Here is a 22,329-nt window from a genome sequence, read left to right as displayed (position 1 = left end):
ATTTAAAATCTTATATTACTTTTTCTTATTATCTTTTTTTGTTTCTTTTGCTGGAGCCTTTGGACCTTCATAAGCATTTACGTATAATTGCTTAAGTTCACTCATTAATGGATATCTTGGGTTAGCACCTGTACATTGATCGTCAAATGCTTGCTCAACCATTTCTTCCATATTTGCATAGAAACTTTGTTCGCTTACTCCTGCCTCTTTAATAGTCTTAGGCATTCCAACTTTAGCTTGTAACTTTTCAATTTCCTTAACTAATAATTGAACTTTTTCAGCCTCAGTATTTCCTCCTAATTGAAGATAATCTGCAATTCTAGCATATCTCCATGCCGCATTTGGATATTTGTATTGTGCAAATGCTGCTTGTTTAGTTGGTGCATCTTCTGCATTAAACTTAATAACTTCATTTATTAATAATGAGTTAGCCATACCATGTGGTAAGTGATGGAATGCACCTAACTTATGAGCCATTGAGTGACAAATTCCTAAGAATGCATTTGAGAATGCCATACCTGCCATACATGAAGCATGGGCCATTTTTTCTCTTGCCTTAACATTAGTAGTTCCTTCATTATATGCATCTGGTAAATATTTAAATACTAATCTAATAGCTTCTAATGATAATCCATTAGTATATTCTGATGCCATTATTGATACATAAGCTTCTATAGCATGAACTAATACGTCTATACCAGCACAAGCTGTTAATCCCTTAGGAGAAGTCATCATAAGTTCTGCATCAACTATAGCCATATCTGGAGTTAGTTCATAATCTGCAAGTGGATACTTAACTCCTGTTTGTTCATCTGTAATAACTGCAAATGGAGTAACTTCTGATCCTGTACCAGCTGAAGTAGCTACTGCAACCATCATAGCTTTATCACCCATTGTTGGGAATCTATAAACTCTCTTTCTTATATCCATAAATCTCATAGCTAAATCTTCAAATCTAACTTCTGGATGTTCATACATAACCCACATAATCTTAGCAGCATCCATTGCTGATCCACCACCAAGTGATAATACTACGTCTGGGTTAAATGCTAACATTTCTTTTGCTCCAGCCTTAGCTGTCTTTAATGTTGGATCTGGTTCAACATCTGAGAATATTTTATATTGTATTCCATATCTTTCTAATACATCAGTAATTTTATTTGTATATCCTAATTCAAACAATACTTTATCTGTTACTATAAATACTTTCTTTTTACCCATTTCATGTAATTCTTGAAGAGCTACTGGTAAACAACCATATTTAAAGTAAGTTTTTTCTGGAACTCTAAACCAAAGCATATTTTCTCTCCTCTCAGCTACACTCTTAACATTTATTAAGTGTTTAGGACCAACATTTTCTGAAACTGAGTTTCCTCCCCATGATCCACAACCTAAAGTTAATGATGGTGCTAATCTAAAGTTAAATACGTCTCCAATAGCTCCTTGAGATGCTGGCATATTTATAAGAGTTCTAGCAGTTTTCATTGCTGCTCCAAAAGCTTCAATTCTATCTCTTGATTTTATTTGATCAGTATAGAATACTGAAGTATGACCCATACCACCTAATTCTATTAATCTACAAGCTTTTGTTAAAGCTTCATCAAATGACTTAACTCTATACATTGCTAAAACTGGTGATAACTTTTCATGTGAGAACGGTTCTTCTAATTCTACTGATTCAACTTCTCCTACTAACACCTTAGCTGTTGTTGGAACATTAACTCCTGCCATTTCAGCAATTTTATAAGCTGATTGACCAACCATATTAGCATTTAAGCCACCTTTTTCATTTAATATTATCTTTCTAACTTTATCTATTTCTTCACCTTTTAAGATATATGCTCCTCTTGCAGCTAATTCTTTTTTAACTTCATCATATATCTCATCCATAACTAATATACTTTGTTCTGATGCACATATAACACCATTATCAAAAGTCTTTGAAAGAAGTATTGAGTTTACAGCCATTTTTATATGAGCTGTTTCATCGATAATTGCTGGAGTATTTCCTGCTCCAACTCCTAAAGCTGGTCTTCCTGATGAATAAGCTGACTTAACCATGGCTGGGCCACCTGTTGCAAGAATTATATCTGATTCTCTCATAACATTTTGAGATAATTCTACTGATGGTTCATCAATCCAACCTATTATTCCTTCTGGAGCTCCAGCTTTAACTGCTGCATCTAAAACTATTCTAGCTGCTTCAATTGTAGCATTTTTAGCTCTTGGATGAGGTGATATTATTATAGCATTTCTTGTTTTTAAAGCTATTAAAGTTTTAAATATAGCTGTTGATGTTGGATTTGTAGTTGGAACTATGGCAGATATAACTCCTATTGGTTCAGCAACTTTAGTTATACCATATGTATGATCCTCTTCTATAATTCCACATGTTTTCATATCTTTATATTGATTATAAATATATTCTGCTGCAAAATGGTTTTTTATAACTTTATCTTCTACTATTCCCATTCCACTTTCTGCTACAGCCATTTTAGCAAGCTTAATTCTGTTATCGTTCGCCGCCATTGCTGCTTGTCTGAATATTTCATCTACTTGTTCTTGTGTGTATGTAGCAAACACCTTTTGTGCTGCTCTTAATTCCTTAATTCTTTGAGTTAACTCTTGTGCATTTGTTACTGCCATTGTTATTCCCCCTACAATATATATTAATTTTAGTTTTTTCAATATTATTTGAAAATTTATTTTGTTCTCATAACTGATTACAAATTTATTTTATTACATTGTTTATTTTTTGTCAATCTTTTTTCTTTTATTTTTTTCTATTATTTTCTTTTTTTCTAAAACACTCCCTTACACCCTATATTTCTTATTAAATTTCTTATTCTTTTTCAACATTTATATCTATTTTTACCTTAAAATTTATTATTATTCTTATTTTTTTTATATTTTTATTTTATTATTATTAATGCGATTTAACATTTTCTACAAATTGTAAATTCCATTAAAATTTCTTTAACTTTATGACATTTTAGAATATAGTGTTAAAACTTCGTTATTAATATAACAATCTTAACCGTTTTTTTATATAAATATAAAATTATGTAAAATTTCAATTGTTTTAGCTATTATATTTTTTAATGTAAATTATATTCATTTGTAAAATAATCTTTAATATAGAAACTCTTTTTATAAAGGTTAATAATATTAAAAAATATGTAAAAATAAGCTATTTGCAAATGCAAATAGCTTATTTTTCTTTAATTTATTTAGTTTGGAACAGCTCTATGTCCAATTCCTATTACAACCTCATCTAAATGTAATAAACCAACACTTAAAAAAATACAAACGCTTAAATGTTCTCCACTCCTAGCTATACCTATTTTCCCACCAACATTTTGACCACTAGCTCTATTCCATACTTGCATCAAGGCATCTCTTGTTGCTCCAATAACTCCACCTTCATGTAAGTGTTCTTCTCTTATAACGTTATTTCTTTTTGAAGCCACTAACGCTCTTTCTAAGATTTTAGATGTAGATTCATTTATGTTACCACCAATATTTACTGCTGTAGCTAATATTCCAAGCTTTTTAAACTCTCTTTTTAAATCTTCTTCTTCTTCTCTGGAAGAAATAGCCATCTTTATTGCATATTGTGCAACTTCCAAACTACACTTTCCCAATGATGCCCCCCCTTTTTCTATTTTATGTTTTTTTAATAATATCATATTTTTTCATCTATAACAATTTATATATATAAAAAAGGGAGTACTTTATTAAAATCTAATTTTTAATTATACTATACATTAAAAATTTCCCATATTCCTAAATTTATTATATCTTTCTTCTAATAAAGTATCTTTATCTATATTTTCAAGCTCTTTCAATAAATCTAATATTTCTTTTTTTATTCCTATAGCCATTCTAATTTTATGCCTATGAGCTCCACCTCTTGGCTCTCTAATAATTTTATCTATAATATTAAATTCCTTTAAATCTTGAGCTGTTATTTTCATAACTTCTGAAGCTTCCTTTGCTTTGCTTCCATCTTTCCATAATATTGATGCAAAACCTTCTGGAGATAAAATTGAATAAATTGAATGTTCTAACATTAAAATTCTATCTCCCACTGCTAAACCTAATGCTCCACCACTTCCACCTTCACCTATTATTATTGATATAATGGGTGTTTTTAATCTACTCATTTCCATTAAATTTTGTGCAATCGCCTGACCTTGACCTCTTTCTTCAGCTCCTATTCCACAAAATGCACCTGGAGTATCTATAAAACATATAACTGGCCTATTAAATTTTTCTGCTTGTTTCATAAGCCTTAATGCTTTTCTATAACCTTCTGGATTAGGCATCCCAAAGTTTCTCTCTATATTTTCCTTTGTGTTTTCTCCTTTTGTTATTGCAATAACAGTTACATTTATTCCATTAATTGAAGCTATTCCTCCTATTATTGCCTTATCATCACCAAAATTTCTATCTCCATGTAACTCTATAAAATTACTAAATATCTTTTCTATATAATATTTTCCATTTGGTCTATCTTTATGTCTTGCTATATTTACTTTATCCCATGAATTAATATCTTTTATTATATCCTTATTCATCCTCAATCACCCCGTGAAGACTTAATATTATATATATCTTTTTCTTTAATTCTTTTCTATGAACTATATCATCTATAAATCCCTTTTTAAGTAAAAACTCTGCTTTTTGAAAATCATTTGGTAATTTTTCTTTTATTGTATTTTCAATAACTCTTCTTCCTGCAAATCCAATTAATGCACTAGGTTCACTTAAAGTTATATCACCTTCCATAGCAAAGCTTGCCGTTACTCCACCTGTTGTTGGATTTGTTAATACAGTAATATAAAGTAATCCTTTTTCACTATGCTTTGCTAATGCAGCTGAAATTTTTGCCATTTGCATTAAAGAAAATATTCCTTCCTGCATTCTGGCTCCACCTGAAGTTGTAAAAATAATTAAAGGAAGTTTATTTTTAGTTGCATATTCAACTAGTCTTGTAATTTTCTCTCCAACTACTGTGCCCATACTTCCCATCATAAAATAACTATCCATAACCCCTAGTGCTATCTTTAAACCATTTAGTTTACATATACCTACAACTACCGCTTCATCATTTCCTGAGCTTTCTTTATAACTTTTTATCTTTTCTTCATACCCCTTAAAATTTAATGGATTTTGTGTTTTTATCTCTTTAAAAAGTTCATTAAAAGTATCTTTATCACAAAATTGTCTTATTCGTTCTTTAGCTCCAATTCTAAAATGAAAATTACATCTATTGCAAACATGAAGGTTTGAGTTTAAATCTTCAGTATATAATATACTTCCACAGCTTTCACATTTACTCCACATACCTGAAGGTATATTAGGTTTTACTTCTTCTAATTTAGTAAAAGCCATTTTACTTACAGTGGCATATTGAGTTTTTCTAAATAAATCCTTAAGCATCTTTCTTCACCATCTTTTCTGATAAAAATGAAGTATCATAATTACCATTTAAAAATTCTTCTTGTTGAATAAGCCAATATTGAAAGTCTATATTTGTTATAACTCCACCAACTGCAAATTCTTGAAGAGATCTTTTCATCTTAATTATTGCTTCTTCTCTAGTTTTGGCAAATGTAATTAACTTTCCAACCATAGAATCATAATTATGTGGAATTTTATATCCACAATAAATTGCACTATCTAACCTTACCCCCATACCGGCTGGCATACAAAGTTCCTTTATTGTACCAGGACAAGGCCTAAAATCATTTTTAGGATCTTCTGCATTTATTCTACACTCAATAGAATGTCCTAATATCTTAATATCTTCTTGTTTTATTTTAAGTTCTATATTAGAAGCTATTTTTAATTGCTCTTTTACTAAATCTATTCCAGTGACCATCTCAGTAATTGGATGTTCAACCTGTATTCTGGTATTCATTTCCATAAAGTAATAGTTACAATTATTATCTACTAAAAATTCAATTGTTCCTGCATTTTTATAATTTACAGCTTTTGCAGCTTTTTTAGCCACTTCACCCATTTCATTTCTTAAAGATTCACTTAAAAAAGTTGATGGAGCTTCTTCTAAAACCTTTTGGTTTTTTCTTTGAAGAGAACATTCTCTTTCACCTAAATGAATTAAATTACCAAATTCATCTGCCAAAATCTGAAATTCTATATGTCTAGGTTTTTCAACAAACCTTTCTATATATATCCTATCATCTCCAAAACATGCTTTTGCTTCAGCTTTAGCAGTATTATATGCTAATTTAAATTCATCAGAGCTTCTAACTATTCTTATTCCTTTTCCTCCGCCTCCTGCTGATGCTTTAACCATTAAAGGATATCCTATTTTTTCTGCTATTTCTAAACCATGATCATCATCTTCAATCTCTCCTTCATACCCTGGTACAACAGGTACTCCAGCATCTTTCATAACTTCTCTTGCTTTAGCTTTATTTCCCATAAGTTCTATAGATTCAAAATCAGGTCCAATAAATTTTATATTACATTCTGTACACATTTTTGCAAAACGTGGATTTTCAGATAAAAATCCAAATCCAGGATGTAAGCCATCTGCACCAGTTAAAACACATGCACTTAAAATATTAGCAATATTTAAGTAACTATCCTTTGCTGGCGCTGGACCTATACAAACAGCTTCATCAGCTAATTGTGTATGAAGAGCCTCTTTGTCTGCTTCTGAATAAACAGCAACAGTTAATATACCAAGCTCTCTACAAGCTCTAATAATTCTAACAGCTATTTCTCCTCTATTTGCAATTAGTACTTTCTTTAACATAATTATCACCTACCCTATAGCAAACATTAATTCTGCTTCACAAACTTTAATTCCCTCTACAGTAGCAATTCCTTTTCCAATACCAACTGGTCCTTTTAATTTTACAATCTCTATATATAATTCAAGTTTATCTCCTGGCATTACTTGCCTTCTCCATCTTACTTTATTGCACCCCGCAAAAAGTGGTATTTTACCTTTATTCTCTTCTTTACTCATTACAGCAACTGCTCCTAATTGCGCTAGAGCCTCTAGTATAAGAACTCCTGGCATTACTGGGTAATCAGGGTAATGTCCTTGAAAAAACGGCTCATTTATTGATACATTTTTAAATCCCTTTGCACTTACTCCATCTATTACTTCTAAAACCCTATCAAGTAATAGAAATGGATATCTATGTGGAATTATTTCTTTTATTTCTTTAGGTCCTAACATAGTTAAACTCTCCTTACCTTAAAGATTGGCTGAGAATATTCAACCATTTCTCCATCATTAATTAATACTTCTACAATTTCACAATTATATTCACATTCTATTTCATTCATCAATTTCATTGCTTCTACAATGCATATAACTTTTCCCTTTTCTACCTTATCTCCTACCTTTACAAAAGACTCTTTTCCTGGTGCAGGAGAACTATAAAAACTTCCTACCATAGGGGAGGTTATTATTGATAAATCTTTATCATCTATCTTTTCTAAAACTACCTCCTCCTTAGTTTCATCTTTTACATCTGTAGTTTCTAAGCTTTTAAAGTTATCTTTTTTAACTATATTTTTTTCATTAGCTTCAGTTTCTATAGAATTTCTAGTCAGGGATTTATCCATCTTTATATATCCATTATTTATTTTCATTTCAAAATAAGCTAATTCTGATGAATTAATTACCTCTATTAATTCTTTAATTTCTTTTAAATCCATATAAATTCCCTCCGGGTCTAATCCCACTTTTTAAATAATAGTGATGCATTATGCCCACCAAAACCTAATGAATTAGTAAGTGCATATTTAAGATTTGCCTTTCTACCTTTATTAGGTACATAATCTAAGTCAAGTTCTTCATCTTTAACACTATAACCTATTGTTGGAGTTATAAAACCTTCTTGTAATGATTTAATACATATAATACTTTCAATTGCACCTGCTGCACCTAAAAGGTGTCCTGTCATTGATTTTGTAGATGAAACTGGTATGCTATAAGCAAAATCACCAAAAGCCTTCTTAATAGCTAATGTCTCAAATTTATCATTTAATTGTGTTGAAGTTCCATGAGCATTTATATATGAAACTTCTTCTTTATCAATTCCAGCTTCCTCTATAGCAAGGCTCATTGCTCTAGCTGCACCTTCTCCATCTGGATCTGGTGAAGTTATATGATATGCATCACAAGTTGAACCATATCCTACTATTTCAGCTAAAATATTTGCTCCTCTTTCTAATGCATGATCTAAGCTTTCCAATACTAAAACTCCAGCCCCTTCTCCCATAACGAAGCCTGCTCTTTCTCCATCAAATGGAATTGATGCTCTACTTGGATCATTTTTAGAATTTAAAGCTCTCATACTATTAAAACCTGATATAGCCATTTTTGTTATTGGCGCTTCAGATCCACCTGCTAAAATCACATCTGCATATCCATATTTTATATGTCTAAATGCATCTCCTATATTATTTGTTCCAGTTGCGCATGCAGTTACTGCCGAAGTGCATATTCCTTTTGCGCCATATTTTATAGCTACATTTCCAGCTCCAAGATTTATAATAGCCATTGGAATAAATAGTGGTGGTACTCTCTTTGGTCCTCTATCAAATAAATTTTTAAACCCATTTTCCATAGTTTCAAATCCACCTATACCTGAACCAATGATAACTCCAAATCTATTTTTATCTATTTTATCTAAATCTAAATTTGCATTTTTTATTGCTTCTTCTGAAGCTACTATTGCATATTGAGAAAACTTATCCAATCTTCTAGCTTCTTTTTTATCTATAACTTTATCAGCAGTAAAATCCTTTAATTCTCCTGATATTTTAATATCTAAATCAGAGGTGTCTATTGATTTTGTAAAATCAATTCCTAATTTTCCTTCCTTTGAATTATTCCAAAATGTATCTACATCGTTACCAATAGGAGTAAGTGCTCCCATTCCTGTAATTACTACTCTTTTACTCATATATATTCCTCCACTACATTACCATTCCGCCATCTACATTTATTACTTGCCCAGTTATATAATTTGATTCACGTCCTGCTAAGAATGCTGCAACATCTGCAACATCTTCTGGATTTCCTATTTTTTTCATAGGTATATTTAAAATTATATTTTCTTTAGTTTTATCTGAAAGCTCATTTGTCATATCTGTTTGTATAAATCCTGGAGCTATTGCATTTACATTAATCCCTCTACTACCTAACTCTTTAGCTAAAGATTTAGTCATACCTATAACCCCTGCCTTGGCAGCGCAATAATTTATTTGACCTGCATTTCCTACTACACCTACAACAGATGACATATTTATAATTTTACCTGATTTTTGTCTAATCATAATTTGTGAAGCAGCTCTTAAACAGTTAAAAACACCCTTTAAATTTACCTCTATTACTCTATCAAAATCCTCTTCCTTCATTCTCATTACTAATCCATCTTTAGTTATTCCTGCATTATTAACTAATATATCAACTGATCCAAATCTTTCCTTTGCAGAAGAAATTAGATTTTGAGCCTCATTAAAGTCACTTATATCAGCCTTTATTATTAATACCTCTACCCCTAACTCTTTTAGTTCCTTTTCAAGCTCTTTTGCTTCATTATCACTATTTCTATAATTAATTACTAAATTTGCCCCTAAAGAAGCAAATTTTTTTGCTATAGCCCTTCCTATTCCTCTTGTAGCTCCTGTAACTACTGCACATTTACCTTTCAACCTTTTTCCTCCTCATTTTACTACTTTAGATTTTTAATTACAGTTTCTAAGGTAGCTAAGTTTTCTACATTTAATATATCTACTGTTTTATCTATTCTTTTTACAAATCCTGACAATGCTTTTCCCGGTCCAATTTCTATAAATGTATTTACTCCATTTGAAATCATACCTTTAATTGTCTTTTCATAAAGAACTGGAGACATCATTTGCTTCCTTAACAAATCCTTTATATCATCATCTTCTTTGTATATTTCTCCCTTGACATTTGAATATATATTTTTACTTAAAGAATTTATTTTTATTTCTTTTAAATATTCTTCAAATTTAAAACTTGCTTCTTCTAATAATGAGCTATGAAATGGTCCTCCTACCTTTAAAGGTATAGCCATACATCCAATTTCTTTAGAAATTTTAATAGCTTCCTCTATAGCTTTAAATTCCCCTGCAATAACAACTTGACCTGGGCAATTAAAATTAGCACCTTCTATAACTCCGAACTTAGAAGATCTTTTTAAAAGTTCATTTAACTTTTCATCATTTGCTTTTAAAACTGCAGCCATTGTACCAAGGTTAGATGCTTCGCCCATTATTTTCCCTCTTACTCTAACAAGTCTTACAGCATCCTCAAAACCTATAGCTCCACTATAAACAAGAGCTGTGTATTCTCCCAAACTTAATCCTGCAATATAATCACTTTCAATTCCATTTAGTTGCAATGCTTTTAAGCAAGCTAGAGAAGTTAAAAGTATGGCTGGTTGTGTATTCTCTGTAAGAATTAATTTTTCATCTGGTCCATTAAAAATTATATCTTTAATTTTAATTCCTAGAATTTCTTCACCATCATCAAAAATTTTCTTACATTCATATATGTTTTCATATAAATCTTTTCCCATTCCAACATATTGAGCACCTTGACCTGAGAAAAGAAATGCTATTTTTCTATTCATTATTTCCTCCAAAAGCATTAATTACACTGTAAGATTCATTAAATATTTCTTCTATTATTTCTAAACAACTTTGTTCTTTATTTACAAGTCCTGCTATTTGACCTGCCATTACTGATCCATTATCAATATCACCATCTTTTGCAGCTCTCGCTAAAGCTCCTCTTCCTAACTTTTCCATTTCATCCACTAGGCCTTGCTTTTCAAGTTTCATAAACTCCCTTGAAAGCTTTGTTCTTAATACTCTAACTGGATGACCAGTTATTCTTCCTGTTACATCAGTATCTATATCATTTGCATTTAAAACTTTATTTTTGTAATTTTGATGAACTGTACATTCTTTTGCAACTAGAAATCTTGTTCCTAGTTGAACACCTTCAGCTCCAAGCATAAAAGAAGCTGCTACTCCTCTACCATCGCCTATTCCACCTGCTGCAATAACAGGTATATTTATATTATCTACAACTTGAGGTACTAAAGTCATTGTAGTTAGTTGACCTACATGTCCTCCTGATTCTGTCCCTTCTGCAATTATTGCATCTGCACCTGACTTTTCCATTCTTTTGGCAAGTGCAACTGATGCAACAACTGGTATAACTATTATTCCATTTTCTTTCCACATTGACATAAATTTACCTGGACTTCCTGCTCCAGTAGTTACCACTTTAACTTTTTCTTCACATACTAAATTTGCTATTTCCTCTGCATTATCTGCCATTAACATAATATTTACACCGAAAGGCTTATTAGTTAATTTTTTAGCTTTTCTTATTTCTTCTCTAACCCACTCAACTGGAGCAATTCCTGTAATTATTCCAAGGCCTCCTGCTTCACTTACTGCAGCAGCTAAAGACGCATCAGCTATCCAAGCCATTCCCCCTTGAAAAATTGGATAATTTATTCCTAACAATTCTGTAATTCTAGTCTTTTTCATAAAAACTCCTCCTATTTAATAAGCCAGATAAAACTATCTGACTTATTATTTGGGTATTATTATAATTTTGCTTCTACATATTTTACTGCATCTTGAACACTTTTAAGCCCTTCTGCATCTTCTAATTGAATATTAAAAGTTTCTTCTAACTCAATTACAACTTGGAATAAATCTAATGAATCTGCTCCTAACTCTTCAAATGTAGTTTCTAATTTAACTTCACTTTCATCTACTCCTAATTGATCTACTATAACTTCTTTAATTTTTTCAAATACCATAACAATCTCCTCCAAATTTTAATTTTATTTATATAATTTTTTTGATTTATACCTTACTTTTTATATACAACTATTCCATTCTATAAGCACTACACCATAGCTTAGTCCGCCACCAAAGCCAACTAAAATTATTTTATCTTTATCTTTTAACTTTCCAAGTTCATTCATTTCTGCTAATGCTATAGGAATTGATGCTGATGATGTATTTCCAAATCTATCAAGATTCACAAAAAACTTTTCTTTTTCTATATTTAATTTCTTTGATGCATATTCAATAATTCTTATATTTGCTTGATGAGGGACTATAAATTTAATTTCATCTAAAGTGCAATTACTTTCTTCTAATACTTTTTCAATGCACTCTTGAATAATAGATGTTGCAAATCTAAAAACTGCTTTTCCCTCCATGGAAATAAATTTCTTTTTATTTTGAATATTCTGAACATATGGATTTATAACATCCATAGCTCCACTTACTAAACAATCACCTTTAGCTCCATCTGTTTTGCTAATAGATTTAATTATTCCTTTTTTATTACTTTTAGAAAGTACTGCTGCACCAGCTCCATCACCAAATAATATACATGTACTTCTATCTGTCCAATCTAATATTTTTGATAATGTTTCAGCACCTATAATTAGTGCGTTACTATAATTAAAAGACTTAAGCATTCCTTCTGCTGTATGCATAGCAAATAAAAACCCTGAACATGCAGCATTAATATCAAACGCCAGTGCATTATCTGCTCCTATTTCTTTTTGAACCATACATGCAACAGATGGAGTAAACATATCAGGAGTTACAGTTGCAACTATTATTAAATCAATTTCATTTGCAGTAATCCCTGCACTTTCAATCGCCTTTAAAGCCGCCTTACTTGCAATTACTGATGTGTCTTCTCCTTCTGATATTCTTCTTTCCTTTATTCCAGTTCTTTCTGTTATCCACTTATCACTAGTTTCAACTAAAGTACTCAAATCACTATTAGTTACAATTCGAGAAGGTAAATAAGCCCCAATTCCGCTAATAATTATCTCCTTCATTTAATTCTCCTTATTTGATTAACTCATGCTTTTCCTTAAAGTACTCATTTAATCTTTCTAAGGAAGATATAAGTACTTCTTCTTCTTTTTCAGTTAATCCATCTATTGTTGATTTTACCATTTCACTATGAAATTTTTCATGTAATCTATAAGCAAGCTTTCCTTTTTTAGTTAATCCAACTAAAACTACTCTTCTATCTTCCTCAATTCTTTTTCTTTCAACATAATCTTTTTTTATAAGCTTATTAATAGCTGTAGTTAACGTTCCAACTGTAATTTCAAGATCTTGAGCTACCTCGCTCATAGTTCTTTTATCATACATTCCGATTGCTTCAATAGTATGCATTTCCGTTACAGATAAATCTGAAAAATGTCCTTGCTTAAGAGTTCTTTCTTCAATTTGTAAAATATCATTAAATATTTGCACCAATAATTCATTTACTATTTTCTCTGCTTTTCTCATTATCATTCACACTCCATTATTGTCCTATAATTATACTATCTATAATAATAATCTAATTTTGTCGAAAATTCAATTGGTGCTAACCAAGTATTTTGAATTTTAAATACTTTGATAATCAAAATATACTATAATCAAATTACTTTGTCAACAAATAATTAAAATAAATTATTAAATATTTTTTATCTCAATAATATTTTCACTTATTATATCCCTTTATTTTTATAAAAAATCTACCTTTGGATATTGGTTTAACAGATAATGGATAATCTACTAACCTTCCTATTTCTGATCCCGAATGCTGACTTATTAATATATCTTTTTTATTTTTCCATGGATCTCCTTTATCTTCTTTTTGATATATACATCCTGTAACAACCATTGTGTGGGTAGCATCTTTAAATTGAACTAAATCTGAAAGATTTATATCTTGAAAAGTAGTTTCACAAGCAATTAAACCAAAATTGTTGCTATTTTCTCTATTATTATTTATTGCATATTTCCTAAATTCATTAGCTGAGGTCCATGATGGAGTCCTTTTATTATCAGAATACCAAAACCACTTATAAGGGCCTAAATTATCAAATGGAATCCCTCCTTCTTTAATACATTGAGATGAAAAATTTGTACAATCTCCTCCTAACTTTTCATAGTTTTTATATTTACTATTAATTGTTAATCCATTTGAAACTGCATATTCTGCTGCTTTTTTTCTATTATAATTTCCCTCTATCTCTCCTGTTCTAAATCTTTCTTTTCCTTCTTTTCTTTCTACATCAAGACATTTTATTTTTTTATCATAACCATCATTAGAAGATTCTTTTATAGTTTTATCTATGTAATATCTCTTAAAATCATCTATTGAACCTCTCTCCATATTATCACGCTTATATATATCATACTCTTCCTTTATATCATCATAATAGTTATCTTCGCTTATATACCACTGCTCATTTTCTTTAATTAAACTAATTCTATGTCTCTTTCCATTTAATGATGATTCTACAGATGGACTACAATTAAAATAAATTTTATGACTTTCAATTAAATCTATAGTAGCATTATCCCTATTAACTATAATTGAATTTATCTTTATATCTTTTGTATAATTATCGAATTTTAAATCTACATCTGCTACTAATCTTTCTTTTACAGTTAAATTTAATATATCTTTTTCACTTATATTTCCATCACTCTCTCTTATAAATCTTTCAAATTCTTTATCAATAACTAAAGTAGATAAGATTTTATATTTTAAATTAAAATACTCATTAATTGTATACAATATATTTTTTTCATCACTATAAGATAAAGAATATACTTCTTTTCCATATAGAAAAAATACTAAAAATATTAAATTAATTTTAAAAAACACAGATTTTGTTTTTTTCATTGTAAAGTTCCTCATTCTAGCATATACTAGACTTTCATTTATTTTTCTTAATATATATTTGTGCAAAAAAATAAAAATTATTATTTTACTAATAATTTTTATTTTCCTTCTTTATTAATCATCTTCATTATTTATTTCTTTTATCATTAATATATTATCATTTTCACTAATTTTATTTATACATTTATTTATATCTACATATAGCGGTTTATTAACTCTATATATTACTTTAACTATTTTATTATTTATCATTAACTGATAATCTTCTTCTTCACATGAAAATTCAATACTTTTAATACTTATCATTTCTTCTTCAAAGCATTTTTCTATAAATACTTGTGTTGTATAACTTTTAAAGTATTGTATTTCGATTTTCTTTATTATTATTTTTTCTATAAATCTATACTCTATTCTTTTTAAAAATACTAATGTTACTACAATAAAGATAGCTCCTACTAAGCTTATTAAATAATCTCCCATTCCAATAGCAAGACCTAAACATGCAACAACCCAAAGTGTTGCGGCTGTTGTTAAACCTTTTATATTGCCTTTATTATGCATTATTGTTCCAGCCCCTATAAAACCTACTCCAGTTATAACTTGCGCTCCAAGTCTTCCATAATCTAATTTAATAACATTAGCAAGTTCCTTATTCATATCAATAAGTTCTATAGCTTTATTTCCTATATTAATTTGTATAAGAGAAATTAGTGTTGCACCTATACATACTAATATATGAGTTCTAAATCCAGCAGCTCTATGATTAACTTCTCTTTCATACCCAATTACCCCACCTATTAATACTGCTAAAAAAAACCTTATTAATATATCCTGTATTGTTAAAGTCATACTTTTCCCCTTAAATATATATATTACTATATACTATTAAAAATTTTTTTATTATAACCCAACTTAAATTTGTATTAACATTTAATTTAAATTATATCTACTAAACAAAGAAAGAAGTAAGTCTATTTTTATTTATACTTACTTCTTTACTTATTAAATCACCATAAACATAATTCCTACTAATGAAATTAATATACCAAAGCTAATTATAGCAACGTAAAAATTATAGATACCGTGAGTATTATATATTTCAAAATTTTCTATTTTTCCTTTATGATATATTAACTCTATTTCATCTCCCTTTTCTAAATTATAATAATCATTTTCTCCTGAGCACATAACTCTTATAACCCTGTCATCATCCTTAACTTCAATAATTGGAGTAACATTAGGATGATATAAAGTATTAGATTCTGGACCTTGTGTAACATAAGTATAGCTTTCAACTCCTACCACAGTTCCAATTGTCCTAATTCCATTTTTATATAAATATCGCTTTACATATATGCCTATTATTCCAAATAGAACCAATAAAAAACCAATACCAATAAATACAGTTACCATAAAATCTCCTCCTTAAAACAAATTTTAGTAACTATAAATAACTAAATAAAATGTAGTTTTATAATATATATTATGCTAATTTGTAGATAACGTTGTCTTTTCAAGATTATTTCATACTTTATCAATTTTTCTAATAAAAATAAATCAACATTATTATCTTTTTCTATGTTATTGTATTACTTTTATATATACATATGAAAATAATCTTTTTTCATATTAATTTTTTATTTTTATGTAAATTTATACTAAAAAGGCATATCCTAAAAAGAATATGCCTTTTCCTACTTATTATAAAAATATATTTTTTATTGCTCCAGTTGGACACTTTTTAGTACAAAGTTGACAGTTTACACACTTATCATAATCTACCTTTGCCAAGAAGTTAGTAACATGAACTGCATCCTTTGGACAATTTCTTTCACATAACTTACACCCTATACATGCAGAAGAACAATTATCCTTTACATGCTTTCCTATTTCTACATTATTGCATTCTACTCTAACCTTTTTAGATACAGGTACTGATTCAATAAGTCCCTTTGGACATATATCTATACAAGCTCCACAATTTGTACATTTATCTACATTGACTTTAGCTACACCATTAATAACTTCCAGTGCACCAAACTCACAAACATTAACACAACTTCCAAGCCCTATACATCCATATGAACAGGCTTTTGCCCCTCCATCAATCATTAAAGATGCTGTTAAGCAGTCAGTTACACTCTTTAAATTATATTTGTTTTTTGCTGAATCACAATTACCATTGCACTTAACAAAAGCAGTCATCTTTTCACCTGCATCAACAGCTACACCTAATATTTCTCCAATATCCTCTGCTGTTTTTGCTCCACCAACTGAACATAAGTTTGGCTTAGCGCCATCCATAACAACAGCTTCTGCATAGGCATCACATCCTGCAAAACCACATCCTCCACAGTTAGCTCCTGGTAAGCATTCTCTAAGTCTTGGTATCTTTGGATCAACCTTTACTTCAAAAGCCTTTGAAGCAAATCCAAGTAGTAAACCAAAAATTAATCCTAGAATTCCCAAGCTTAATGCTGCATATAAAATATTCATATAAATCCCTCCTAGTGAATTAATCCTTGGAATCCTAAAAAGGCAATTGACATTAATGCTGCTGTAAATAATGTAATTGGTAACCCTCTAAGAACCATTGGTATATTTTCATTATTATCTATTCTCTCTCTTATAAATGCTAATAAAACTATTGATAGCATATATCCTGAAGCTGCTCCAACTCCATTTACTAAAGATTGAACAAGAGTATATCCTTCTTGAATATTTAGTGTAGCCATGCCTAGCACTGCACAATTAGTAGTTATAAGTGGTAAATATATTCCAAGAGCCTTATGCAAGCTTGGTGATAATTTTTTCATAGCCATTTCAACAAATTGAACTAATGCTGCAATAACTAAAACATTAGCTATTGTTTTTAAATATTCAAGCTCTAGTGGCACAAGAATTCCTCTATATACAAGCCATGACATTAGTGATGCCAATATCATAACAAACATAACAGCAAGTCCCATTCCTAAAGCTGCATCTTTTTTCTTAGAAACTCCAAGGAATGAACATATTCCAAGGAACTTAGAAAGAACAAAGTTGTTTACTAACATTGCTCCCATGAAAATCATAAATAATTCCATTCGTTACACCCCTCTTAGTCTTTCTTTATTTTAATCATTTCTTTTTCTTCTTTATTATTAGTTCCACAAGATCCTGTTCCACATCCTGAACAACTTCCACAGCTATGTTCTAACACCTTAACTGTTTCTCCAGTTTTAGCTGCCTTTTTCATATTAATAGCATTTAAAATAACCATTAATCCTCCAAGTGTAAAGAAAGCTCCTGGAGCTAATATCATTATTGATATTGGTTTAAAAGTTTCTGGTAATATTTGAAATCCTAATAATTGTCCTGCACCTAAGACTTCTCTAAATGTTCCTATTGAAAGCAAGGCAATTGTAAAACCAAGCCCCATTCCTATAGCATCAAATATTGATGGTATAACTGGATTTTTTGAAGCATACGCTTCAGCTCTTCCAAGAATTATACAGTTAACAACTATAAGTGGAATAAATATCCCAAGTGAATTATATAAACTCGGTACATATCCTTGCATTAGCATATCTACTACTGTAACAAAAGAAGCAATAACTACTATATATGCAGGTATTCTTATTTTTTCAGGTACTATTTTTCTAATAGCTGAAATAATCATATTTGAAAATATTAAAACTACAGTTGAAGCAAGTCCCATACCTAAAGCATTTTTAGCATTTGTTGTAACAGCTAAAGTAGGACACATAGCTAGAACTTGAACAAAAATCGGATTTTCTGTAATAATACCGTTTTTTAATCTCTCTATTAACTTGTTCATGTTTATCCTCCTAATTAATTATAATTTACTTAGCTTCCGCTAGCTGCTGTATTAGCATCTGTTTCTGCTTGTGGGGCTACTTCTTCACCCTTAATTTTTTCTAAATAAAATGCTATCGCATCATTAACTGCAGCTATAGATGCCTTACTTGAAACTGTAGCTCCTGAAACAGCTTCTATTTCAGTATCTTTATTAGGAGTTGTTTTAACTACTTCTAAATATCCAGTTGCTGGTTTATCAACAAATCTTGAAGCAAATTTTTCTTCTGCTACTTTTGCTCCTAAACCTGGTGTTTCACTATGGGATAATACTTTAATTCCTGAAACTTTATTTTCCTTTGAAATAGCTACTACAAAATCTATAGCACCATGGAACCCCTTGCTAGTTACCTTTAATACATAACCAACTACATCATTTCCTTTTACAGCTTCATAAACTTCTTTAACAGTTCCATCTTCTGCTATTTCTATATCCATATCTTTTATTGATTCTGCAACTGGTAATATTGCATTTAAATCTTCTTTATTTATTTTTGAATTTTCTATAATTGCTTCCTTGGTTAAATCATTTGCAAATCCTAATAAAAGCCCTGCTATCATTGTTATTATTAGAAGGATTCCTCCCAGCTTAAAATTTTCTTTCATCTTAAGCAACCTCCTTCTTTACTTTTATTTTTTTAGTTGTAAAATATTCTATTAATGGAGTAAATAAATTAATTATTATTATTGCATAATAAGGTCCCTCTGGATTAAATCCTTTTACTGCTATAATTGCTGCACATACCCCTGCTGCTAGTCCAAATATATATTGCCCTACTTTAGTCATAGGTGTTGTCGCATGATCTGAAGCCATAAATATAGCTGCTAAGAAAAATGCCCCTGGAAGTAATCCTTCCTTTCCAAAATAACTATACATTCCAAAAGCAACAACTAAAAATGTAACTGGTCCTCTTAAACTAATTACACCTCTTAAAACTAAGTAAAGTCCACCTACACATAAAGCTAATATAGATACTTCACCTATACTTCCATTTGCTTGACCAATTATTTGATCTATTAAAGGAACAACCTTTTCTGCTGCCGAAGCTCCTGAAGCTGAATCAACAACTGGCTTTGCCATAACAGCTGCCCAAGAAGCAATTAAAAATGCTTTTGTTGCAGCAACTGGATTCATAAAATTTTGTCCAAGACCTCCAAAAAATTGTTTAACAATTATAGTTGCAAATATAGCTCCAACTACTGGAATCCATAAAGGAACATACGTTGGCATAATTAATGTAAGCATAATGCCTGTTACAATTGGACTTAAATCAGTAATCCAATTAGTTTTCTTTACAAATTTATTCCATAATGCTTCTGCAACAACACTTGTTAAAACTGAAGCTATAAGTATTTTTATAACATCACCTTTATAAAAATATATTCCTGCTCCCAAAGCTGGAATTAATGCTATTATATAATCTAGCATTATAATGTTAACACCTAATCCTCTTTTTATATGAGGAGCTGGCGATATATTAAGAGTTTTACTTTCCACAATCTTCACTCCTGTTCTGATTTTAATTCTACTTTACTTAAATGTTTTAGCAGTTTTAATTGATTGAGCTATATCTATATTAGATGGACATACAAAACTACAAAGGCCACAATCAATACATTTCTCTCCACCAAATTTAATAAATTCATCTTTTTCATTAATTCTATATAATTCCATTAATTTAATTGGATTTAACCCTTCTGGGCATGCTCTTAAGCATTTAGCGCATCTAATGCAACTAAAATTTTCTTCTCTTTTTGAGTTGTTTTCTGTTAAATATAATATTCCTTTTGATGACATTTCAATTTCTTTATCTAAATTATATATTGGAGTACCATTCAAACTTCCTCCATCTATAACTTTATTCAAGTTAATATCTGTACCATTTAATAAAGTAAACAATTCTCTATAAGTTGTTCCTAAATTTAAAGATACAACTTTATTTCCATTTATAGCACTTCCATAAACAGTAACTAAGATTTCTCTTGGTATATTTTTATCAGCTTGTCCTAATTGAATAAGCTCAATCAGGTCTTCAATTAATACCTCATCTTCACTTTGTTCTTTTCCAAAAACTTTATAAATTAGCTTATTGTTATAAAGATCATCTATTGATTTAACTTTAATCACTTCACTTATTGATGAAAGTTCCTTTTGTAAACCTTTATCTTTCCCATCTACTACAAACTTTACTTCTGACACACCTGTTAATAATTTAATTTTACTTAACCCGTTTTTTAAATCTTCTTTTCTTTCCTTTGCTATTATGCCATAGCCATTTAAATTTGGTTGTAAACTAAAAGCTTTAACTATTATCTTCTTAAATTTCTTACCATCATACTTAGAAAATATATCATTAACCTCTTCTAACTTAACATTTTCTGAAGTAATTTTAATGATTTTAGAATCATTAAGTGTAAATAGTTTATTAGTAACTTTTACATTTCCCAAAAGATTACTTAACACTATAAAAACCTCCTACTTTAACTAAAGTATTTATATATACCATTTGACAGTACTTATGTATTTTAATGGTTATGGTTAAATCTTAACATAAATACCTATTGTACTCAACCGTTGTAATTTTTTTAACAATCTTTTCTTAAGATTTTCTTTGTAATTTTATAATTATGTTTAATATTTTATTAATTTTTTAAAAAAACTTATTTTTTTATTAACTTTATCAACTATCAAAAGTTAAATATATAACTAACAAATAGAATAAAAAAATGGAGCTATTGCTCCACTAATTATCAAATCTTTTTCTATACTCTTGTAAACTTCTAATAGGATCTAATTCTTTATCCTTTTTCATATAATCTAAAAATATATTATTTAATTCAATAGCTTTTAATATGTCTTTATATGCCTCTTCTATCTTGTTTAAGTTAACATAAAAACATGCTCTATTATAATATAAAAAACCTTGATTTGAATTTTTAGCTATACCCTCATTTATGATTTCTATCGCCTTTTCAAAATTACTTTGCTCTCTATAAATAACTGATAAATTTAAAAAGCTATATGGATAATTATTATTTTCATTAATAGATTTTTTATAAAACTCCATTGCCTTTTCTATATTTCCTAATTTACCATAAAAAACACCCATATTAAATAATATTCTAAAGTGATTTGGGGATATTTCTAATGCCTTCTCCATGAAATATAATGCGTTTTTATAATCACCTATCTCTTCATATATACAACCTAAATTGGCATTTGCCCATAAATCTTTTTCTTTAAGATTTAAAACAATACTATAATTTTTTATAGCTTCTTCCTTATTATCGATTTCATCATATGCATTTGCTAAAAAGAAATATGCTCTATCATATTTGTCATCTATTTCTATTGCCTTTTTATAATATTTAATTGCTTCATCATAAAATTCATCCTCATCATATAAAGTTCCTAACCCATAATAAGCTCTTGCTTCATTTTCACTTATTTTTATTACTTCTCTATATTTACTTTCTGATAAATCCTTACTTCCCACCTTATCATATAAAAGTGCCATATCAAGTAAAAGTTCTATGTCTTCTCTTCCCTCTTTACATCTATATGCTTTTTTATAAAATCTTAGTGCCTTTATATAATTTTTTTCACTAGTAAAATTTCTAGCAATATTTATATAATTCTCGAAAAGGTATTTTTCATTGTTCATTTATACTTATCCTCTATTCTTATATGTTAAAAAGAGGACAAA

24 protein-coding genes are annotated in these 22,329 nt (G+C 29.3%); all 24 read right to left on the bottom strand.

The features are described 5' to 3' along the window. Window positions 1–15 precede the first annotated feature (15 nt). The 24 genes from adhE to ACYQ1T_RS12400 all read right to left on the bottom strand — a co-directional run bounded on the left by adhE (window position 16) and on the right by ACYQ1T_RS12400 (window position 22,287). The gene (gene adhE / locus ACYQ1T_RS12515; protein ID WP_459835271.1) at window positions 16–2,646 is read right to left on the bottom strand and encodes a bifunctional acetaldehyde-CoA/alcohol dehydrogenase; all 2,631 of its coding nucleotides are present in this window, start codon (window positions 2,644–2,646) and stop codon (window positions 16–18) included. A 584-nt stretch (window positions 2,647–3,230) separates the two neighbouring features. Then, the gene (locus tag ACYQ1T_RS12510) at window positions 3,231–3,644 is read right to left on the bottom strand and encodes a HutP family protein (RefSeq protein ID WP_459835269.1); all 414 of its coding nucleotides are present in this window, start codon (window positions 3,642–3,644) and stop codon (window positions 3,231–3,233) included. 123 nt (window positions 3,645–3,767) lie between these two features. Next, the gene (locus ACYQ1T_RS12505; protein WP_459835267.1) at window positions 3,768–4,580 is read right to left on the bottom strand and encodes an acetyl-CoA carboxylase carboxyltransferase subunit alpha; all 813 of its coding nucleotides are present in this window, start codon (window positions 4,578–4,580) and stop codon (window positions 3,768–3,770) included. Further along, window positions 4,573–5,445: an acetyl-CoA carboxylase, carboxyltransferase subunit beta gene (gene accD / locus ACYQ1T_RS12500; protein ID WP_459835265.1), complete on the bottom strand. Its 873-nt coding sequence runs from the start codon at window positions 5,443–5,445 to the stop codon at window positions 4,573–4,575. Before accD ends, ACYQ1T_RS12505 begins: the two co-directional genes overlap by 8 nt. Further along, window positions 5,438–6,790: an acetyl-CoA carboxylase biotin carboxylase subunit gene (locus ACYQ1T_RS12495; protein ID WP_459835262.1), complete on the bottom strand. Its 1,353-nt coding sequence runs from the start codon at window positions 6,788–6,790 to the stop codon at window positions 5,438–5,440. The genes accD and ACYQ1T_RS12495 overlap by 8 nt, the downstream gene beginning before the upstream one ends. Window positions 6,791–6,799: 9 nt before the next feature. Continuing rightward, window positions 6,800–7,222, bottom strand: a complete 423-nt coding sequence (gene fabZ / locus ACYQ1T_RS12490) for a 3-hydroxyacyl-ACP dehydratase FabZ (RefSeq protein ID WP_459835260.1) — start codon at window positions 7,220–7,222, stop codon at window positions 6,800–6,802. A gap of 2 nt (window positions 7,223–7,224) precedes the next feature. Continuing rightward, complete coding sequence (gene accB / locus ACYQ1T_RS12485) at window positions 7,225–7,707, bottom strand: acetyl-CoA carboxylase biotin carboxyl carrier protein (RefSeq protein ID WP_459835257.1); 483 nt, start codon at window positions 7,705–7,707, stop codon at window positions 7,225–7,227. Window positions 7,708–7,724: 17 nt separating this feature from the next. Next, window positions 7,725–8,960 (bottom strand): beta-ketoacyl-ACP synthase II, encoded by a 1,236-nt coding sequence (gene fabF, locus ACYQ1T_RS12480; RefSeq protein ID WP_459835255.1) that lies wholly within the window; start codon window positions 8,958–8,960, stop codon window positions 7,725–7,727. Between the two features lie 13 nt (window positions 8,961–8,973). Beyond that, window positions 8,974–9,711, bottom strand: a complete 738-nt coding sequence (gene fabG, locus ACYQ1T_RS12475) for a 3-oxoacyl-[acyl-carrier-protein] reductase (protein ID WP_459835253.1) — start codon at window positions 9,709–9,711, stop codon at window positions 8,974–8,976. A gap of 20 nt (window positions 9,712–9,731) precedes the next feature. Further along, window positions 9,732–10,661, bottom strand: coding sequence for an ACP S-malonyltransferase (gene fabD, locus ACYQ1T_RS12470; RefSeq protein ID WP_459836543.1), 930 nt, complete (start codon window positions 10,659–10,661; stop codon window positions 9,732–9,734). Then, window positions 10,651–11,589, bottom strand: coding sequence for an enoyl-[acyl-carrier-protein] reductase FabK (fabK, locus tag ACYQ1T_RS12465; RefSeq protein WP_459835250.1), 939 nt, complete (start codon window positions 11,587–11,589; stop codon window positions 10,651–10,653). Before fabK ends, fabD begins: the two co-directional genes overlap by 11 nt. Window positions 11,590–11,648: 59 nt before the next feature. Beyond that, window positions 11,649–11,867: an acyl carrier protein gene (locus ACYQ1T_RS12460; protein WP_459835248.1), complete on the bottom strand. Its 219-nt coding sequence runs from the start codon at window positions 11,865–11,867 to the stop codon at window positions 11,649–11,651. 60 nt (window positions 11,868–11,927) lie between these two features. Beyond that, a complete protein-coding gene (locus ACYQ1T_RS12455; RefSeq protein WP_459835245.1) occupies window positions 11,928–12,911 on the bottom strand; it encodes a beta-ketoacyl-ACP synthase III in 984 nt (327 codons plus the stop codon). Window positions 12,912–12,921: 10 nt separating this feature from the next. Next, window positions 12,922–13,374, bottom strand: coding sequence for a MarR family winged helix-turn-helix transcriptional regulator (locus ACYQ1T_RS12450; protein WP_459835242.1), 453 nt, complete (start codon window positions 13,372–13,374; stop codon window positions 12,922–12,924). Window positions 13,375–13,570: 196 nt separating this feature from the next. Beyond that, window positions 13,571–14,764, bottom strand: coding sequence for an amidase domain-containing protein (locus ACYQ1T_RS12445; RefSeq protein ID WP_459835240.1), 1,194 nt, complete (start codon window positions 14,762–14,764; stop codon window positions 13,571–13,573). Between the two features lie 114 nt (window positions 14,765–14,878). Then, complete coding sequence (locus tag ACYQ1T_RS12440) at window positions 14,879–15,613, bottom strand: MgtC/SapB family protein (RefSeq protein ID WP_459835236.1); 735 nt, start codon at window positions 15,611–15,613, stop codon at window positions 14,879–14,881. Window positions 15,614–15,766: 153 nt separating this feature from the next. After that, on the bottom strand, window positions 15,767–16,177 hold the full coding sequence (locus ACYQ1T_RS12435; protein WP_459835234.1) for a hypothetical protein: 411 nt from the start codon (window positions 16,175–16,177) through the stop codon (window positions 15,767–15,769). A 288-nt stretch (window positions 16,178–16,465) separates the two neighbouring features. Continuing rightward, window positions 16,466–17,260: an RnfABCDGE type electron transport complex subunit B gene (locus ACYQ1T_RS12430; RefSeq protein ID WP_459835231.1), complete on the bottom strand. Its 795-nt coding sequence runs from the start codon at window positions 17,258–17,260 to the stop codon at window positions 16,466–16,468. Between the two features lie 11 nt (window positions 17,261–17,271). Continuing rightward, entirely contained in the window at window positions 17,272–17,850 is a 579-nt protein-coding gene (gene rsxA, locus ACYQ1T_RS12425) for an electron transport complex subunit RsxA (RefSeq protein ID WP_459835228.1), read from the bottom strand. Between the two features lie 14 nt (window positions 17,851–17,864). Continuing rightward, window positions 17,865–18,584, bottom strand: coding sequence for an electron transport complex subunit RsxE (rsxE, locus tag ACYQ1T_RS12420; protein ID WP_459835225.1), 720 nt, complete (start codon window positions 18,582–18,584; stop codon window positions 17,865–17,867). A gap of 29 nt (window positions 18,585–18,613) precedes the next feature. Further along, window positions 18,614–19,228, bottom strand: coding sequence for an RnfABCDGE type electron transport complex subunit G (locus ACYQ1T_RS12415; protein WP_459835222.1), 615 nt, complete (start codon window positions 19,226–19,228; stop codon window positions 18,614–18,616). Window position 19,229: 1 nt separating this feature from the next. Further along, window positions 19,230–20,120 (bottom strand): RnfABCDGE type electron transport complex subunit D, encoded by an 891-nt coding sequence (locus tag ACYQ1T_RS12410; protein ID WP_459835219.1) that lies wholly within the window; start codon window positions 20,118–20,120, stop codon window positions 19,230–19,232. Window positions 20,121–20,153: 33 nt separating this feature from the next. Next, complete coding sequence (locus ACYQ1T_RS12405; protein WP_459835217.1) at window positions 20,154–21,086, bottom strand: 4Fe-4S dicluster domain-containing protein; 933 nt, start codon at window positions 21,084–21,086, stop codon at window positions 20,154–20,156. Between the two features lie 280 nt (window positions 21,087–21,366). Then, window positions 21,367–22,287, bottom strand: a complete 921-nt coding sequence (locus ACYQ1T_RS12400) for a tetratricopeptide repeat protein (protein ID WP_459835215.1) — start codon at window positions 22,285–22,287, stop codon at window positions 21,367–21,369. Between the last annotated feature and the right edge of the window lie 42 nt (window positions 22,288–22,329).

The sequence above is a fragment of the Clostridium carnis genome (assembly GCF_054657435.1).
The sequence above is the reverse complement of the archived record's forward strand: the minus strand, read 5'-3'. Positions and strand labels throughout refer to the sequence as shown.

What these genes read in the sequence shown, in the direction of transcription:
- adhE (WP_459835271.1), bottom strand. Translation starts at nt 2,646, where the DNA reads ATGGCAGTAACAAATGCACAAGAGTTAACTCAAAGAATTAAGGAATTA.
- ACYQ1T_RS12505 (WP_459835267.1), bottom strand. Translation starts at nt 4,580, where the DNA reads ATGAATAAGGATATAATAAAAGATATTAATTCATGGGATAAAGTAAAT.
- accD (WP_459835265.1), bottom strand. Translation starts at nt 5,445, where the DNA reads ATGCTTAAGGATTTATTTAGAAAAACTCAATATGCCACTGTAAGTAAA.
- ACYQ1T_RS12495 (WP_459835262.1), bottom strand. Translation starts at nt 6,790, where the DNA reads ATGTTAAAGAAAGTACTAATTGCAAATAGAGGAGAAATAGCTGTTAGA.
- fabZ (WP_459835260.1), bottom strand. Translation starts at nt 7,222, where the DNA reads ATGTTAGGACCTAAAGAAATAAAAGAAATAATTCCACATAGATATCCA.
- accB (WP_459835257.1), bottom strand. Translation starts at nt 7,707, where the DNA reads ATGGATTTAAAAGAAATTAAAGAATTAATAGAGGTAATTAATTCATCA.
- fabF (WP_459835255.1), bottom strand. Translation starts at nt 8,960, where the DNA reads ATGAGTAAAAGAGTAGTAATTACAGGAATGGGAGCACTTACTCCTATT.
- fabK (WP_459835250.1), bottom strand. Translation starts at nt 11,589, where the DNA reads ATGAAAAAGACTAGAATTACAGAATTGTTAGGAATAAATTATCCAATT.
- ACYQ1T_RS12460 (WP_459835248.1), bottom strand. Translation starts at nt 11,867, where the DNA reads ATGGTATTTGAAAAAATTAAAGAAGTTATAGTAGATCAATTAGGAGTA.
- ACYQ1T_RS12455 (WP_459835245.1), bottom strand. Translation starts at nt 12,911, where the DNA reads ATGAAGGAGATAATTATTAGCGGAATTGGGGCTTATTTACCTTCTCGA.
- ACYQ1T_RS12450 (WP_459835242.1), bottom strand. Translation starts at nt 13,374, where the DNA reads ATGAGAAAAGCAGAGAAAATAGTAAATGAATTATTGGTGCAAATATTT.
- ACYQ1T_RS12445 (WP_459835240.1), bottom strand. Translation starts at nt 14,764, where the DNA reads ATGAAAAAAACAAAATCTGTGTTTTTTAAAATTAATTTAATATTTTTA.
- ACYQ1T_RS12440 (WP_459835236.1), bottom strand. Translation starts at nt 15,613, where the DNA reads ATGACTTTAACAATACAGGATATATTAATAAGGTTTTTTTTAGCAGTA.
- ACYQ1T_RS12435 (WP_459835234.1), bottom strand. Translation starts at nt 16,177, where the DNA reads ATGGTAACTGTATTTATTGGTATTGGTTTTTTATTGGTTCTATTTGGA.
- ACYQ1T_RS12430 (WP_459835231.1), bottom strand. Translation starts at nt 17,260, where the DNA reads ATGAATATTTTATATGCAGCATTAAGCTTGGGAATTCTAGGATTAATT.
- rsxA (WP_459835228.1), bottom strand. Translation starts at nt 17,850, where the DNA reads ATGGAATTATTTATGATTTTCATGGGAGCAATGTTAGTAAACAACTTT.
- rsxE (WP_459835225.1), bottom strand. Translation starts at nt 18,584, where the DNA reads ATGAACAAGTTAATAGAGAGATTAAAAAACGGTATTATTACAGAAAAT.
- ACYQ1T_RS12415 (WP_459835222.1), bottom strand. Translation starts at nt 19,228, where the DNA reads ATGAAAGAAAATTTTAAGCTGGGAGGAATCCTTCTAATAATAACAATG.
- ACYQ1T_RS12400 (WP_459835215.1), bottom strand. Translation starts at nt 22,287, where the DNA reads ATGAACAATGAAAAATACCTTTTCGAGAATTATATAAATATTGCTAGA.